Source organism: Maribacter corallii, assembly GCF_047345415.1.
Taxonomy (GTDB): Bacteria; Bacteroidota; Bacteroidia; order Flavobacteriales; family Flavobacteriaceae; genus Maribacter_C.
The window spans coordinates 367,922-384,503 of the sequence record NZ_JBLFEP010000004.1; the positions used below are offsets into that span (position 1 = coordinate 367,922).

The 16,582-nt window shown below is 41.1% G+C and carries 18 protein-coding genes; 11 read left to right on the forward strand and 7 right to left on the reverse strand.

The genetic code is table 11. From position 1 onward, the window contains the following. Positions 1-43: 43 nt before the first annotated feature. A complete protein-coding gene (locus tag ACKWCA_RS15850) occupies positions 44-1,693 on the forward strand; it encodes a DUF885 domain-containing protein (RefSeq protein WP_413979184.1) in 1,650 nt (549 codons plus the stop codon). A 23-nt stretch (positions 1,694-1,716) separates the two neighbouring features. Next, positions 1,717-1,956, forward strand: a complete 240-nt coding sequence (locus tag ACKWCA_RS15855; RefSeq protein ID WP_413979185.1) for a DUF1059 domain-containing protein — start codon at positions 1,717-1,719, stop codon at positions 1,954-1,956. A 20-nt stretch (positions 1,957-1,976) separates the two neighbouring features. Here the strand turns inward: ACKWCA_RS15855 and ACKWCA_RS15860 are convergent, their stop codons facing one another. Beyond that, positions 1,977-2,363: a pyrophosphohydrolase domain-containing protein gene (locus ACKWCA_RS15860; protein ID WP_413979186.1), complete on the reverse strand. Its 387-nt coding sequence runs from the start codon at positions 2,361-2,363 to the stop codon at positions 1,977-1,979. A gap of 346 nt (positions 2,364-2,709) precedes the next feature. On the opposite strand from ACKWCA_RS15860, the gene ACKWCA_RS15865 reads away from it, so the two are divergent. From ACKWCA_RS15865 to ACKWCA_RS15885, 5 genes are all read left to right on the forward strand, one after another. After that, positions 2,710-2,886 (forward strand): hypothetical protein, encoded by a 177-nt coding sequence (locus ACKWCA_RS15865; protein ID WP_413979187.1) that lies wholly within the window; start codon positions 2,710-2,712, stop codon positions 2,884-2,886. A 104-nt stretch (positions 2,887-2,990) separates the two neighbouring features. Then, positions 2,991-3,362, forward strand: a complete 372-nt coding sequence (crcB, locus tag ACKWCA_RS15870; RefSeq protein ID WP_413979188.1) for a fluoride efflux transporter CrcB — start codon at positions 2,991-2,993, stop codon at positions 3,360-3,362. A gap of 378 nt (positions 3,363-3,740) precedes the next feature. Beyond that, positions 3,741-4,079 (forward strand): P-II family nitrogen regulator, encoded by a 339-nt coding sequence (locus ACKWCA_RS15875; protein WP_413979189.1) that lies wholly within the window; start codon positions 3,741-3,743, stop codon positions 4,077-4,079. Between the two features lie 25 nt (positions 4,080-4,104). Beyond that, positions 4,105-5,337, forward strand: a complete 1,233-nt coding sequence (locus tag ACKWCA_RS15880; RefSeq protein WP_413979190.1) for an ammonium transporter — start codon at positions 4,105-4,107, stop codon at positions 5,335-5,337. A 106-nt stretch (positions 5,338-5,443) separates the two neighbouring features. Further along, positions 5,444-6,595, forward strand: coding sequence for an outer membrane beta-barrel protein (locus tag ACKWCA_RS15885; protein WP_413979191.1), 1,152 nt, complete (start codon positions 5,444-5,446; stop codon positions 6,593-6,595). Between the two features lie 82 nt (positions 6,596-6,677). Here the strand turns inward: ACKWCA_RS15885 and ACKWCA_RS15890 are convergent, their stop codons facing one another. After that, a complete protein-coding gene (locus tag ACKWCA_RS15890) occupies positions 6,678-7,337 on the reverse strand; it encodes a DUF1684 domain-containing protein (protein WP_413979192.1) in 660 nt (219 codons plus the stop codon). Positions 7,338-7,425: 88 nt separating this feature from the next. Between ACKWCA_RS15890 and ACKWCA_RS15895 the strand changes: the two genes are divergently transcribed. Next, positions 7,426-8,163 carry a DJ-1/PfpI family protein gene (locus ACKWCA_RS15895; RefSeq protein ID WP_413979193.1) on the forward strand — a complete coding sequence of 246 codons (738 nt, stop codon included), beginning with the start codon at positions 7,426-7,428 and terminating at the stop codon, positions 8,161-8,163. Here ACKWCA_RS15895 and ACKWCA_RS15900 read toward each other — a convergent pair. The 5 genes from ACKWCA_RS15900 to ACKWCA_RS15920 all read right to left on the reverse strand — a co-directional run bounded on the left by ACKWCA_RS15900 (position 8,150) and on the right by ACKWCA_RS15920 (position 13,883). Beyond that, entirely contained in the window at positions 8,150-9,562 is a 1,413-nt protein-coding gene (locus ACKWCA_RS15900) for an alpha/beta hydrolase (RefSeq protein ID WP_413979194.1), read from the reverse strand. The genes ACKWCA_RS15895 and ACKWCA_RS15900 overlap by 14 nt on opposite strands. Before the next feature lie 111 nt (positions 9,563-9,673). After that, on the reverse strand, positions 9,674-10,492 hold the full coding sequence (locus ACKWCA_RS15905) for a mechanosensitive ion channel family protein (RefSeq protein WP_413979195.1): 819 nt from the start codon (positions 10,490-10,492) through the stop codon (positions 9,674-9,676). Between the two features lie 56 nt (positions 10,493-10,548). Further along, positions 10,549-12,099 carry an alanine/glycine:cation symporter family protein gene (locus ACKWCA_RS15910; RefSeq protein ID WP_413979196.1) on the reverse strand — a complete coding sequence of 517 codons (1,551 nt, stop codon included), beginning with the start codon at positions 12,097-12,099 and terminating at the stop codon, positions 10,549-10,551. Between the two features lie 120 nt (positions 12,100-12,219). Continuing rightward, positions 12,220-13,335, reverse strand: a complete 1,116-nt coding sequence (locus tag ACKWCA_RS15915) for a helix-turn-helix domain-containing protein (protein ID WP_413979197.1) — start codon at positions 13,333-13,335, stop codon at positions 12,220-12,222. Between the two features lie 101 nt (positions 13,336-13,436). Further along, the gene (locus tag ACKWCA_RS15920; protein WP_413979198.1) at positions 13,437-13,883 is read right to left on the reverse strand and encodes an Lrp/AsnC family transcriptional regulator; all 447 of its coding nucleotides are present in this window, start codon (positions 13,881-13,883) and stop codon (positions 13,437-13,439) included. A 122-nt stretch (positions 13,884-14,005) separates the two neighbouring features. Between ACKWCA_RS15920 and ACKWCA_RS15925 the strand changes: the two genes are divergently transcribed. The 3 genes from ACKWCA_RS15925 (at position 14,006) to ACKWCA_RS15935 (ending at position 16,193) form a co-directional block, all read left to right on the forward strand. Continuing rightward, complete coding sequence (locus ACKWCA_RS15925; protein ID WP_413979199.1) at positions 14,006-14,401, forward strand: hypothetical protein; 396 nt, start codon at positions 14,006-14,008, stop codon at positions 14,399-14,401. A 131-nt stretch (positions 14,402-14,532) separates the two neighbouring features. After that, on the forward strand, positions 14,533-15,384 hold the full coding sequence (gene purU / locus ACKWCA_RS15930; RefSeq protein ID WP_413979200.1) for a formyltetrahydrofolate deformylase: 852 nt from the start codon (positions 14,533-14,535) through the stop codon (positions 15,382-15,384). A gap of 104 nt (positions 15,385-15,488) precedes the next feature. Next, positions 15,489-16,193, forward strand: coding sequence for a DUF4197 domain-containing protein (locus ACKWCA_RS15935; protein WP_413979201.1), 705 nt, complete (start codon positions 15,489-15,491; stop codon positions 16,191-16,193). Positions 16,194-16,582: the final 389 nt, after the last annotated feature.

A 16,582-nucleotide genomic window follows, 5' to 3' on the forward strand; every position in this document is an offset into this window, starting at 1 on the left:
TCTGGCCTTTTTGTATTTTTAAAGAAGCGCCACTCGAACAATTATGAGAAAAACACTACCCATATTGGCCTTGATAGTATTGTTATCATGCCAAAAAGAAAAGGAAGCGGAATCCTCAACGATCTCTGACTTCCAACGCTTCATCGAAAGTTTTAATTCCTCGAACACATCGACGGACATTCCTGATTTAAGTGCAACACACTTTGCTTCTGAACTTGAGCGTACGCGCGAACAACTGGAATCATTGGCCAAGATCGACACCCATCAACTCTCTTTCGAAGATAGGATCGATTGGAGATTTGCGCATAGTATTTTAAAAGGGCGAGAGATCAGGAAAGCGAAACATCAAACCTGGAAATTCGATCCAAGAAACTATATGTCTTTTCGTGCGCTCGGCAATAGCATGGAGCGACCAGGAGCACTATCCGAAAAAATCGAACAATTGGAAATGCGCTTAAAGGCGATACCCGTTCAATTAGAGAACGGTCAGAATCAATTAGAGTATTATGTACCCCGATTTCAAGAGCTATCCCTGTTTATGGCCAATAACGCGAAAACGCTATTCGGTTCGGATTTAATGACATTTGCTACCGCATCGGAGGAAAGCCAAAAATTAATTCCGCTCATCACAAAGGCCCGAGAAAGCCTTGAATCGTTTACCCTCTTTATTGACGAGGAACTACCTAAAAAACCGAAGCGCCATTTCGCGATGGGAAAAGAAACGTACAATCGTGTACTCAAGAGTCAATTCTTACTGGATTACGATGATGAGACCCTTTGGAAATACGGGCGAGAGCAGTTTGATAAGACAGTCACGGAACTAGAAGCCCTGGCTACGGAAATAGACCCGTCCAAAACATGGCAAGAACTGGTCATTGAAATCAAAAACGAGTACCCCGAGCCGGACCAAATGATAGCGGCACATCAACTTTGGGTCGATAGTTCAAAGGCACATATTATCAGTAAAGACCTCATACCTATACCTTGGAAAGAACAAGTACAGGTAGTGCCCAGAGCGGAATACTTGAGAAAAACATCCTATTATGGTAACTTTTCACGAGCTCGCGAAAAAGACAAGGATAGTGTGTTCACCGCAAAGTGGATGATCAATCCGTTTGAAGACCAATGGGACGAAAAGACCAAACAAGAATATCTCGTAGAACATGATTGGGGTGTCATCATAGTAACGGCCCCTCATGAGGCCTATGGCGGACATCACGTTCAAGGACTATATCAAATGCACAATCCGAGTCTCCTCCGCAGACAAAACGGAATATCATTGTTCAGCGAAGGCTGGGGACTTTACAATGAACAATTGATGAGCGAGACCGGATTCTTTCCGAATAAGAGAATTCACCTGAGACAATTACAACTACGACTCTGGCGGAATGCAAGAGTAGTTTATGATGTGGGCATGCATACCGGGAAAATGACCTATGAAGAAGCCATAGCGATGATGACCGAGAAGGTCGGTTTTCTTCAGTGGGCCGCACAGCTCGAAATAGATTCGGCCTCGGAGAGACCAGGTTATTTTATCGGCTACTTTATGGGAATGAGCGAAATACTAAAGATGCGCTCGCGTTTCAAGGAAAAAATGGGTGCCCAGTATAGGCTGAGGGACTTTCATGAGAGACTTCTTAAAATCGGCAATATGCCTCCAAAGCTTATCGAAACTTCTTTATTCAGAAATTAGTAAATTACTCTAAAGTATATCGTATGAAAACAATGACCTGTCACCAATTGGGTGGCGCTTGCGACCTCGAATTTACTGCCAATACTTTCGAGGAAATCGCTGAAATGAGCAAAAAACATGGTACCGAAATGTTTCAAAAAAGCGATGCAGACCATCTTAAAGCCATGGAAGATATGCGGCAATTGATGAAATCGCCAGAAGCTATGGCCGCATGGTTCGAGAATAAAAGAAAGGAATTCGAAGCGCTACCTGATAACGCTTGAAGCATCTATTTCGGTGTTTGTTATACCTCTAAAATCGCTTCGATATTGGGTTTGAAATAATTGGGCCCCTTGAGAACCTTGCCGTCTTCACGATAAATAGGTTTTCCATCGGCTCCTAATTTACTCATATTACTGCGCTGTATTTCTTCGAAAACTTCTTCTATCTTGTGTTGCATTCCGTGCTCCAAAATAGTACCACAAAGAATATATAACATATCACCCAAGGCGTCGGCAACCTCAACCATATCGTTGTTTTGTGCAGCCTCAAAGTACTCTTTGTTCTCTTCGTCCATCAAGTTAAACCGAAGTTTGTTTGTGTTTTCCCCCAAATCGGCACGCATACGTTCCGATACACCCAAACCAAATGAGTTATGAAACAACCGTACCGCTTCTATCTTACTTTTCATTGTTATTTGTTTTCGATTAGCTTTGCGTAAAAATAGAAAATATGTTCAGCAACGGGCAAATAGTTTTTGCACTCTTATTTATTGTAGTTTTTGCGATAATCGTCTTTTATTCTTACAGAAAAGATAAAAAATTACATCTAAAAAATTATAAAGGAGTAAAATGGGTAGGCATTTCCTTCATAATATTCTTAGTTATTCTCTTCTGTATTAAGTATTTACTTAAAAATTAACATATTCTTTGAGAGTGTGACAAAAACATCGATTTTAAGAACAATTTTGCATTTTATCGCGTATAATATACCAAACATCGTAATTTTGCGTTGTTTATCGTATAAGGGGCAATAAAATGATAACATTTTTTACTATTCTTTTTGTAATTATCGGAGTCAATGCCATCATGCTGTTCATAAGTTCGAACACCGTTGGCCGAAAAAGAAAGACGACCGATGGACGCGCGGAGACTTCGGCATCCAAAATATATCCAATTGATTTGATTTCTTCCAAATATAAGAAAGCGGTGTAATCCTCTATTCTTTTCCGTCTCAAAGCAGTCTTTTTTACTATTAACCACATTTAACTTTTCCGACACTAGTTTATATCCTAAATACTCATTTCATACCTTTGAGTATGCAGCAACTATTATTGGTCTTTTTGGGAGGAGGATTGGGAAGTATGCTCAGGTATTTCATTTCAAAAAACCTCAACCCTTATTTTCAACACTTCTTTTTAGGGACCTTTTTAGTGAATATCGTTGGCTGTTTACTCATCGGTCTCGTACTAGGACTGTCTTTAAAGAACAACTATCTTTCACAGAACCAAATACTACTTCTAGGCACGGGTTTTTGTGGTGGCTTCACCACCTTCTCCACTTTCGCATTCGAAAAGCATTCACTTCTAAACGATGGGGCATTTTTTCACTTCGCCATCTATACGGTTTTGAGCATTGTGGTGGGCATTCTAGCAATCGCATTAGGACTTTGGCTAGCGAAGTCCCTATAAATCGGCCATACCCTGGTTTTTTTAATTATTTAACAGAATAGCAACCTTTTCGTTATTTTTTGAACAATTCTTAAAGAATTGCACCAAACACCTCTATTTTTTCAAAAAAAACAACATTTCATCGACCCTCTTCTAAGTAAATCATCATTATTTCTAATATAAATTTCACATACCCTTAAAATTTAGGGGTATAATTTTATATAAACATAAAAATTGCGACATAGACCCTAAAAATTACAGGGTCTTATTTTTTTTCACATACATTTGACGCTATAAATAACAAAAACAATATGATGAGTTTAAATGTATTCGCGAATTGTTTTCTCGAACATTCGATTCATCATTTATAACCAATTAAACCTTTTAAATAGTAACACAATGAAACAAGTCGAGGCAATTATCAGAAAGTCAAAATTTGATGACGTCAAGAAAGCGCTTCATGAGATTGAAGTGAACTTCTTCAGTTATTGGGATGTAACTGGAGTAGGCAATGAAAAACAAGGTCATGTATACCGAGGTATTTCGTATAGTACAACCGACATTCAACGTCGCTATCTCTCGATAGTGGTTTCCGATGAATATTTGGAAAAAACGATCAACTGCATTTTAGAATCGGCCTATACCGGCAATGTAGGAGACGGAAAAATCTTTGTTTCCGAAGTACTGGAGGCCTACAGAATACGAACCAAAGAAAGCGGTCACGCTGGAATCAACTAAAAACAACCCACTAAACTTTTAAAAAATGGACGCAGGATTATTTACAGCAAATAATGTATGGATGATGTTGGCCACGGCCTTAGTATTCTTCATGCACACCGGATTTGCATTTTTGGAAATAGGATTAACACGACAAAAAAATACCATAAACATCTTATTTAAGAACATCTTCATCATTACAGTAGGGCTTTTGCTTTATTATGCTTGGGGCTTCAATATGATGTATCCCGGTTTTGAAGAAGGTTCTTCAGGAATATTTGGTTTTGCAGGCTTCGGTATTGCTGCCCCGGAAGGTGGAATGACCCCTGAGTATGCCGATGGCGGCTATACCTGGTGGACCGATTTCCTTTTTCAAGGAATGTTCGCAGCTACGGCCGCCACAATCGTTTCAGGAGCGGTAGCGGAACGCATCAAAATAGGTGCATTTATGATATTCACCATTTTCTACGTAGGACTCGTATATCCCATCGTTGGGGCCTGGAAATGGGGAGGCGGCTTTTTGGATGCATGGGGATTCTATGATTTCGCAGGATCCACATTGGTACACTCCGTTGGCGGATGGGCCGCATTGGTCGCTATCGCCCTATTAGGGGCTCGAATCGGAAAATTCGGGGAAGACGGCAAGCCCAAGGCGATTCCGGGGCATAGTATCCCGCTTGCCACAGCAGGTGTACTCATATTATGGTTGGGTTGGTTCGGCTTCAACGGAGGATCGGTCTTATCTGCCGACCCTGAATTGACCTCTTTGGTATTGGTAACCACGAGCTTGTCGGCAGCTGCAGGAGGTGTGGCCGCAATGATTCTCTCTTACATACTATACAAGAACCTTGATTTGACCATGTTCTTGAACGGAATCTTAGGCGGTCTGGTCGGAATTACCGCTGGTGCCGATTTAATGTCCCCCAACGAGGCGGTCATCATAGGGCTACTTGCCGGTATTATTATTGTCTTGGGCGTAGCGCTCATTGACAAACTTAAATTAGACGACCCTGTTGGAGCTGTTGCGGTACACTTGATATGTGGTATTTGGGGAACATTGGCCGTTGGAATCTTTGGTTCTAAAGCCGGTGGAGGACAATTCATGGTGCAACTCTACGGAGTATTGATCATCGGCGCCTTTTGTGTGATCACTTCAGGAATCATTCTGGGCGCACTTAAAGCCATTACAGGATTGCGAGTATCGAAAGAAGAAGAAATCGAAGGACTTGACCTTCACGAACATGGTATGGACGCCTATCCAGACTTTACGAATGACTAATTGAAATAAAGGCAAACGGAGCGTTTTGCAGAACGCTCCGTTTTTAAAACGCTAACAAACATCAAATCTTAAAAACCCGTCGCAGGGAAATTTAAACTCAAATATTATGAAAGCGATTCTATATACAAAGTACTTAAAAAATATCTTTCTATTGACATTACTGCTTATGATTACTCCCAACATGAGTGCTCAAGAAGAGGAAGAAGAAAGCAAATCCAAATTCAGTTTTAGCGGAAGTGTCGATGCCTACTACAGAACAAATCTAGGAGGATTGAATAAGGTATTGCCCGTTGTGGATGCCGCGGGAAATACTACGGAAGTTATATCACCAACGGTACCAGGCACTTCATTTGCAAATCGCCCTGGTTTCGCCCTAGGTATGGTTAATCTAATTGCAGGTTATGAAGGAGAAAAAGTGGGTTTTGTTGCTGACCTCGTATTCGGTCCTAGAGGTGAGGAAGCTGTTTTTGGTTCTCCGATCGGATCGGCAAATATTGTGAACCAATTATATGTATACTGGAACGTCAGCGATAAGGTGACATTAACATTGGGTAATTTCAATACTTTTTTAGGATATGAAGTAATATCTCCTAGCGCTAATTTTAACTACAGTACCTCATACATGTTTTCCTATGGTCCCTTCTCTCATGCAGGTCTTAAAGCGGATTTTGATTTAGGGAACGACTGGTCCGCTATGTTAGCCGTAATGAACGCTACGGATTTAACCGATGTGAATCCATTTGGCAACTATACTCTTGGTGCTCAATTAGGATACTCCGGTCAATATTTAAATCTGGTATATGGCCCCCAAGGTTTTGGCGAGCAAGTAGATGCGGCGAACGGGAACATCGTTGATACAGATATTAAATCGCTATTTCAAATAGACTATACTGGTGGTTTCGATGTATCCGACTCCTTCTTCTTAGGAATCAATGCCTCGTACCAAGATACTGATGGTACAGGATTTACCGGAGTGGCCCTTTATCCACAGTTAACCACCTCGGAGAATTTTGCTATTGGATTGCGAGGGGAATACTTTGCGGAGACCGGAAGCTTTGGAGCTATTGGTGCAACTGATGCCGATGGAGACGCAAATGTAATAGCCGTTACCTTAACAGGAAGCGCAACTATTGGTGATTTAATGATCAAACCGGAATTACGCTTGGATAGCGCATCTGAAGATGCTTTTCTTGATGGAGATTTAATGCCACAAGGCAGTCTGGCCTCTTTTATATTGGCAGCAGTGTACTCCTTTTAATAAACATGAGTTTAATTGGTTGAGTTATTTATAGTTTTTAAGTTCAAAAACCCTGACGGAATCGTTAGGGTTTTTTTTAGTATTAGTCATATCCTTTTTTAAAATCCTTGACCCCGGCCGTTACCTTGGTCGACAAATGATTGACACTAGGCACTAAAGGGCAGGAATACTTTTTATTATAGACACAATACGGATTATATGATCTATTAAAATCAAGCGTTATCGCATCCCCTTTGGGAATTGACAAATCTAAATAGCGACCGCCCCCATAGGTCTCCTCTCCATTGGTCAAATCAGTAAACGGCAGAAATAGGTATTCTTCATACCCCTCTTCGAGCATCAATTCTTTATTTTGATAGATCTCCAACTGATGTTTCTTGCCGTTCAAGGAAAAATGCGCCACTCCAAAAACGACCTCTTCCGAGGTTCTATCGGTAGTCGTGGGCATCATAAAGGGAATGGCGTCGGGTGTTCGAACAAAACGAGCTTGAACAACATAAGAGGTATCCGCTGGAAAAAAATCAAGCGTTTCGAAGTCTTTTCTAAAACGATCGGGCAAAGGGGAGGTCTCGGGATCTTCGAACTCTTTATTCAATTCTTCCTGAAATTCGATAATACTGCGAATCGCATCCGTTCTTTCCGAAATACGTTCTTCCTGTACAGTATCATGGTATTTCTTCTTTTGCTTGCAGGCCGTTCCCAATACCAAGAAAACGGAAATAAGAAAAACCGAAAATCTCATACGTTTATTTTAAGTTATAAAAATACAACTAAAAGCGATTCATTATAGTTTAGGTTTTTGGTCGTATTTTGCAAAAAACTCTAACTTTATGAGACCTATATTCTTTACGATTTCTCTTTTCATACTTCTCACATCATGCGCGGATCAGAAAAAAGAACCGGAGGCAACTCCCGAGGATGATAGTGGGTTACCTTCTTTGAAAGACAATAGATACAACGTCGCCTTCTTGATTATGGAAGGCACCTATAACACTGAATTCACTGCCCCTTTTGATATTTTTCAGCATACTCAATACCGGAAAAACATAAAGGCGATGAATACCTTCACCGTGGCCAATTCTTTGCAACCGATCACCACCTTTGAGGGGGTACGTATTATTCCGGATTTCGATTATACGAAAGATAGTCTTCCGCAAATAGACATTTTAGTGGTACCCAGCGCAGAACATCATTTGGATACCGACCTGAACGACACTGCCATGCTTGATTTCGTCAAAAAAATAGATAAAAATGCGCTATTCATGACGAGTCATTGCGACGGAGCCTTCGTACTGGCAAAGGCCGGGCTGCTGAACGACGTGGCCTCTACTACCTTTCCCAGTGATATCGGTACCTATAAAAAAATGTTTCCTCAACTTGAAGTAAAAGATAGTGTGCTGTTCGTACATGATGGTAAGTATATCACTTCTGCCGGAGGTGCAAAAAGCTTTGAAGCTGCGCTATATCTTTGCGAGTATTTATATGGAAAGGAAATTGCGGAATCTTTGGCAGGAGGCCTGGTCATTGACTGGAACCTTGCCAAGGCACCTCATCTTATTGTTCAATGACATCGTATCGGGAGTCTTTCAAATATTTGGCCACGACCTTATTGAACTGTGGCATTATACGAAACAGGGCAGTATGTTCTAACGAGTATAGTTCAGCCTTATCGGTATAGCCATTTTTCAGCAGTTCCTCCAGATAGAACAGGGCCGTGCCATAGTCTTCAATTTTTGCATTATACGAAATGATGTTCAAATACGATTGGTACGCGCTGACATCGGTTATGGTACTGAGCATCCATAAGAAATTCATTGCTTCTTCATCCGCAGGCTCTTGACTTTTGGCAATATCGATATTATCTGCGATCAACGCATTGATAAACCCTTTAAGCCGTCGTCCCATTTGTTTTTCATATTTATTAATGGCTTTTTCATATTCCTGTAGTTTCTCCATTTGATACTTCCACCAGCCCAAATTGTTATAGTTGTAGGTTACAATATCTTCTTCCAGATAATACACATAGTCTTCCTTTATAAAAGTTTCTTTGAAAAAGACCTGGTTCAAGGCCCGATTCGCATTCTTGAACTGCCGCGTTTTCCGCAAGGTTTTCCCACTTAGCTTCAGGGAATCTACATTTTTCAATAAGCGATATCCTTCTATCATTTCTTGAAGCAGCTTATTGGCCAGCAGCGGCTTATTTTCAGTGACCAACCTACTAATTTCCCCTAAACTTTGTTTATAGCCCTTTTCAATAAATGCCTCGTCTTTTGGCAATTCTCCTTTTGCCATCACCCCTAAGGTCAACAATTGCATTGCCCTACTTATCTGTGAAGATTTAGGCCAATCTTGCCCTCCTTCAAAAATCAAAAGATGATTCGGAAACTTCAATCGGTTCAGCACCTTTTCCGTGTTCAACATAGCGGTATAATTATAATCTTCCACACCAACGATACCCACAAAATGAAAAGGGTTCTTGCTACTTAAGACCTCGCTATTCGCGACTGCTGATCCACAGGAAATAACTCCTTTGACTTGCTTTATAAACGTCGGTATGAGGGAAGCCAAACGGGCACCTTCTTTGTATCCTCCGGTATACACTTGATTACGCCTTATGGGAACCATAGAAAAAAGCGTGTTGAACATTCTGCTTGAAATCAATACGTTCTTCGATAGCGATAGGCTATCTTGTATATTGTTCGATGCCGCCAAAATATAACCCTGCTCTTCGGCCGCTTCTTTGAACATACTGATAGCTCGCTTACCCCTACCTTTCGTATCATAGATAAAGAGCACCGGCCATTCTTTTGACATCTCAAATGCCTTGGGCAAATAAACGGCAAAAGTTTCCGATACAGAATCTTTTGTGATGATACCATCTATGATGGCTCCTTTTTTTAAAGTGATTTGCTGTGCGGTACTATAAAGGGAAAAAGAAAGGAAAAGAAGGAGTACGTATTTTTTCATTTGTGTAATTGGCTCTTTAATCAAGAAATCCATCAAAAATCCGGCCAAAAGCCCCGTTGCTTAAAATTAAGCAATAAATCACAAGTAACTCCTTTTTTAAATAAGCCCTTTCTATTCACCAATGCGACCCATCTCCACTCCTTCCGAGTAGGCCACTTTAATATCATTGGTGTGAAACGTAGACTTGATCGCTTTGTGCGCCTCAAAGGTGACCTCCCAAAAGTCCTCAGGCAGTACATAGGGCCGTACCAAAAGCTGAACGCTATGTGAATCAAAATTTTCGATTCCCACTTCAGGTATCGGGTCTTGAAGCACCTTGGGCAATGCCAATAGGGCGTCGACAATGATTCTCTTTACTTTCGGAAAGCTCTCGTCATAAGGCATGGTCACCGCTAATTCTAATCGTATCTTTCCTTTTTCCGAAAAATTGGTGACAACGGTATCGGTCACCATGGAATTCGGAACTACCAGTATCTTGTTTCCAGGTGTCAGTACATCCGTGCTGAAAATCCCGATTTCCTCTACTTTTCCAAACTTGTCCTCTATCTGTATCCAATCCCCGATTTTATAGGGTTTTAGTGTCAAAATAAGAATACCAGAGGCAAAATTGCCCAAACTACCTTGAAGCGCCATGCCGATGGCAAAGCCCGCTGCGGCCAGTATCGCCACTAAACCCGTCAAATCGGCGCCAATGAATGAGGCGATAACAAAAAGTACGGCACCTTTGAGCACTACACTTGTTGTCGAAGTAAGAAACGGTCGTAAGGTTTCGGAAAACCCTGCTTTCTCCAGTGCTATTCCCACCCAAATCACCAATCTCTTGACAATTTTAAAACCTATCCATAGAATAATTCCGGCTAGAATAATCCGCGGTAAGAAAAAAACGGCCTTATCTATTGCGATTTGCAGATACTCATTGATCTTGTCCATTTCCATGAATATAAAATAAACGATTAAATCGCTTTCCTACAAATATTCAGAATCATTTATGTCCGATTTTTGATCGCTTTTTTATATCGCACCAATTCTTCCTTCACTTTTGGTAGCAGCAAAAAAAGTCCTATCATATTCGGCACCATCATGGCGAATATCATGGCGTCCGAAAAATCGGTTACGGCTTCTAGACTGGCAGCAGCACCGATAACCACGCAGAAACAAAAAATCAGCTTATAGGCATATTCTACTTTCTTTCCCCTTCCGAACAAAAAGGACCACGCCTGATAGCCGTAATAGGACCATGAGATCATTGATGAGAAAGCAAAAAGAACCACTGCAAAAGACAAGAGATAGGGAAACCACGAAAACCCACTTTTTAACGCATTTGACGTCAGCACTACCCCTTGGGCATCGGATATTTGAGCACCGACAGTAATCTGCCCCGTAACAATAAGCACCAATGCTGTCATGGTACAAACAACAACCGTGTCGATAAAGGGCTCTAAGAGAGCTACCATTCCCTCACTGGCCGCATATTTGGTTTTCACAGCGGAATGTGCTATTGCGGAAGACCCAATACCTGCCTCATTTGAAAAGGCCGCTCGGCGGAAACCTTGGATCAGTACACCTACAAAACCACCGACAATGCCTTCTGGCATAAATGCCCCTTCATAAATGGAGTAGAAAGCACTCGGAAGACAATCCATCTGAATTACCAAAATGGTGATTACGGCAAGCACATAAAGAACGACCATAGCCGGTACGATTTTATCGGTCACTTTGGCAATTTTCTGAATACCCCCAATGATAACAACACCTACCAAGATAGCCATGATGACCCCAAAAATCCAACCTTGGCCATAAATGAAACTCTCTTGACCTCCGGTAACGTATTCAAAGAGCTGAAAAGCCTGATTGATCTGAAACATATTACCTCCACCAAAAGAACCACCGATACACATTACCGCAAAGATGATGGCCAGCACTTTGCCCAATTTTTTCAAGCCTTTTTCTTGCAAACCTTTGGTCAAGTAGTACATAGGGCCGCCGTAGACGGTACCTTCCGGAGTGATTTCACGATACTTGACGCCTAAAGTACATTCCACGAACTTGGATGCCATACCCAAAAAACCGACCAAAACCATCCAAAAGGTAGCTCCGGGCCCTCCAACACTGAGTGCAATGGCTACCCCAGCGATGTTTCCCAAACCCACAGTTGCGGACAGCGCAGCAGTCAGCGCCTGAAAATGGGATACCTCGCCTTGAGGACCTTCTACCTTTATGGTATCGGGGTTATCTTCAAGTTCCACTTTTGGCAGGACCTCAAGATCGTCATGATCGCCCCTAACGATTCGAATGGCCGTACCAAAACTTCGAAGGTTTATCCCCTTAAAGTAAATAGTGAAAATACTTGCCCCGGCAATCAAAATGATCAAGACCCAAGGCACACCAATTGTTTCGTTCAGGGGTATCTGCGCAAATATCCCCCTTACGAACCACCCTGTAGCGTTACCGAAAGCTTCATTAATTTGTTGGTCAAAACTCGTTTCAGCTGCCGCTACGATCGGAAAAAGCGTGCACAGCAATAAGATATACTTCATGCTAACTAATTAATACAATTAGGCTCGAAATTGAGGTATACCTTGGGATTACAAAAGGTTACGTACTGCTTAACTTTTGAAGGGAACTAGTGAAGTATGGCTATTGGAAAATGCTAGATTTCAATCTGAATCCAATGTTGCGTACTGCAGCATATCGTTCTCTAGGGCGTATTGAATCAGAAGGTTCTTTCCAGCATTGCCACTTATGTGAAGTGCCTTTTTGATTTGATGGACATGCGTTTGAAAACCATCGGCACTGATATGCATGGCCTCGGCGATTTCAGTGTATGACTTTTTGTTACCCAGCGCCCCTAGATTTCCCAGCACTTCTTTCTGCCGGTCGGAAAGTGCTATTTTCGATGCTTCCTGCAAGGACTTCAATTCTTGTTCAAGCATCGCGATATCTCTTCGATAATTTTTGTTCTGCAAGACCAATTCCTCTGTATTGATCTGCAGTTCTTCCCTTTCGAAAATCAATTTTTCAAGTTGGGACTGTTGTTCTTCTTTTTCAGATAAAAACTTCCAGCTGTACAATAGAATCGAAAAAAGGAGAATGAATAAAAATTTGAAGGAGATACTGGTAACCATTCCCAAAATATTCCAAGAATCGATGTCAATTGAAGTCGGCAAGATATCAATGGGTACAATTCTATGGGTCACAGCAACAAGGATAAGGGCGAAAAGTGAAAAACTGGGCAAATACATAAAACGCATATTCCGGTTTCGGAATGCTTTGTTCAAGGCGTTGAAAAGTGCAAATGCAACGATAACGGAAATAGGAATATCAATTAGCCAAATCAACGAATTACTGATCGCCGGGTTGGTATAGGAAGACGAAAAAAAGACAAACGAAAGCATCAACATGATGCCCAGATACATACGGATGAACTCACGTTCTGAAAAGCGTTCTACCAAACGTATGAGCAATCCCTTTTCACCCCTATATTCGATAGAGGGCAACGAGAGCAATATAAACATCGAATTCAGAAGCGATACCACAACCCCCCAATAGATAAGAAACTTGTTTGATGGCGATACCTGTATTCCCCAAACAGCGATCAGGTTGATCAAACTTCCTAAACCCCAAATGAAAATTGCAAGACCGAACCAGCTGATACCCTTAATATCGTCAGTAGAATCCGTTCGTTGTTCTTCCTTTTTGTAAATGCGCTGAATGACCACCGCTGTAATGAGGCAGACTATTGCAGTGATTGCATATTCCAAGATAATCGGCATGAACAAAAAGTTTATGGCTAATAAAGTTAACCAAAATTAGGCGTTCATGACTATTTAAGTAATGCTTAACCATAGCTCTCTATACGAGCCAAGACCGAACATCAACCTTTCACGATAGGTGCGTTACTCACCACATTCGATAAAATAATATGGGTTCGGGTTTCGCCGTACTGAATGAGTCGGTCAATAAACTTTTCAAGGTGAAACTGATCTTTTAGTACTACCTCCATAACGATATTTTCATTACCGGTTATGCGATAGCAGTTCACCACTTCTTCAAAGGTGACCACTGTAGCCAAAAAGGGCTTTAGCTTACCCATGAAGGCTCGAAGTGTAATAATGGCCTTTAGCTGATGACCGGTAAGAGCATGTGATACCATAGCATTGTATCCTTGAAGAATTTCAAGGTCTTCCATTTTCTTTACCCGTTCTGCCACTGCCGGTGGCGTAAGCCCCACTTTTCGTCCGATATTCGCAAAAGATTCCCTTGCATTTTCCTGCAAACACTCAAGAATCTTCCAGTTTAAATCATCTATCTTAACTTTCAAAACTATTTTTCGATATTTTTTATTTTTCGAAAGTAAATATACAAAATAGCTTTTTATTACAAAGCGAACAGAATGGATTTGCGCGTAACTTTATACTAATAAATTGCTATTATACAAGAGGAATGTCTTCCAAAAATTTAGGTTCCATACCGGTATACCAAAAAGCGCTGGAATTGCGTGAAATCAGCAAGGCGATAGCTTCGTATATTTCTATGCAAAGGAATGTGATTACCCGCTATCAGTCCATGAGTTTGCGAGACACCATTGCTGATTCATTAGTCAATGATACTGTATTGATTCCAGAACAGATTGCTCAGGCCGAGCAATCCAAATCCTATGCCGAGCGTCTAAGCAGTGCTTCTTTTATCAACATCATGATTCGAAATATCAATTCCTATTGTCTTGGTCTTGAAAAGGATGGGGTGAAAGACAAGGAATACCTCAACCTTTTACGTACCGAAGTCAAGAGTTTTCGCAAATCGTTCACGAAATGGAGAAGGACCATTCGAAATGACTAGACGATGCCTTTCTTGAAAGTACAGGAAACGAGCGAATAAGGCCCAGTACTCAATCCACATTTACAAATACCACACATTTTAAAGGTTTTGATTCGTTAATTGTTCTAATTTTACGGTCAAATCAGTAGCAGTTGAAAACCACCATTCGTATTCATTGTCCTGACCAGTCGGGTATTGTACATGCCGTTACGGGCTTTATTCATTCTCATGGAGGAAATATCATCTACTTAGACCAACACGTGGATAAGCAGGCCAATGTTTTCTTTATGAGAGTGGAAAGTGAATTTGAGTCAGGCCGGATTTCCATAACGGAATTCAAAGCGGAATTTGAGCAAACCGTCATAGATCCATATCAAATGAGCTGGAGCTTACATGCGGATGATACAGTTCCAAAAATGGCCCTCTTCGTTTCAAAATACAATCACTGTTTGTACGATATACTGAGCCGGCATAATTCGGGTGAATTGGCCGTTGCTATTCCCTTTATTATCAGCAACCACAGCGATTTGAAATCGATAGCGGAACAATTCTCCATTCCCTTCTACCATATTCCGGTAACAAAAGAAACAAAGGTCCAAGCAGAGCTGGAGCAGTTAGAGCTTCTCAAGTCAGGTCAAATCGATTTTATCGTACTGGCACGCTATATGCAAATTGTCAGCAGCCGGCTTATTGATGCCTACCCCAACAAAATCATCAACATTCATCACTCTTTTTTACCTGCTTTTGCAGGGGCAAAGCCTTACCATGCCGCCTTCAAGCGCGGGGTAAAAATTATTGGGGCTACCTGTCATTACGTCACCGAAGCCCTTGATGCCGGACCTATCATTGCGCAAGATGTGACCACGGTCTCTCATACACATACGGTAAAAGACTTTATTGCCAAGGGCCGTGATCTTGAAAAAATCGTACTATCCCGAGGTATACAGTTACATGTACAGCGCAAAACGATGGTCTACAACAACAAAACGGTCATCTTTTCTTAGTAGGCGTCTTCAAAAAGAAATATAAGCTTAAAGAATGGCGGTTTCGAATACTATCGACAAACGTCAATCGTTCTAGTATCGAACAAAAGATTTAAAACCAGTATATGAAACGTACCATCTTAGCAATCATTGTGATTTTTCAACTTACGGCCTGTGCAGAACTTCAGCAAGTTGTGAATCAATTGCCACAAGGGCAAGGCATAGGAAATGCAGAAATAGCAAACGGCCTAAGGCAGGCCCTAGACATGGGCATTGACAAGCAAGTCACCAAGTTGACCCAAACAGATGGTTTTTTCAAAAACGAATTGGTCAAAATACTTTTGCCCGAAGAACTTCAAAAAGTGGATAAGACCTTGCGCGATATCGGGTTAGGGAAACTGGCTGACGAAGGTCTTAAAGTATTGAATAGAGCGGCTGAAAATGCTGTGGGCGAAGCAACTCCCATTTTTGTGGACGCCGTTAAAGGGATTACCTTCAATGATGCAAAAGGTATTCTTTTGGGTAATGATAATGCCGCTACCCAATACCTTACATCAGCGACTCAAAAACAATTGTATGCCAAGTTCAACCCGGTCATCAAAAGTTCTTTTGAGAAAGTAGGGGCCGATAAAATTTGGCAGAACCTGATTACGAAATACAATAGCATACCCTTAACAAAAAATGTTAACCCCGATTTGACCGACTATGTTACCAATGAGGCCTTAAATGGTGTTTATACCATGATTGCAGTGGAGGAAAAAGAGATACGTACCAAAGTTTCCTCAAGAACTACGGATTTGCTACGAAAGGTTTTTGGATTGCAGGATTGAAACCAAAAATTATTCTTTGTATTCCAACAATATTCTGTTGATTTCGCCGTTGTTATTTTAAGAGTTTAAAGAGAATTTCAACTTTGTTTCGCTCTTTTTTAGCGCATTATACAAGAAAAGAATATTGAATTATTTGAGTTAGTAATTTTTTGAGTTAGTTAGTTAGTAAAAAACCGGTGGGAGCATCGGTTTTTTTTTGCTCTTTTCCGAGATTTTTTCCATTTACCCTGCACATATGCGGAGAAGCTTCAAATGTTAATAAATACTGCGCTTCATCGATAAAAGACCATTCTTAGGGCAAGAACAAAGGGTAAACTATTATCGGGAGTTACTTTTTTCAATCAGTTTAATAGCCTAGAAGTGTAATTATTCCTAACTTAAACCTAGCT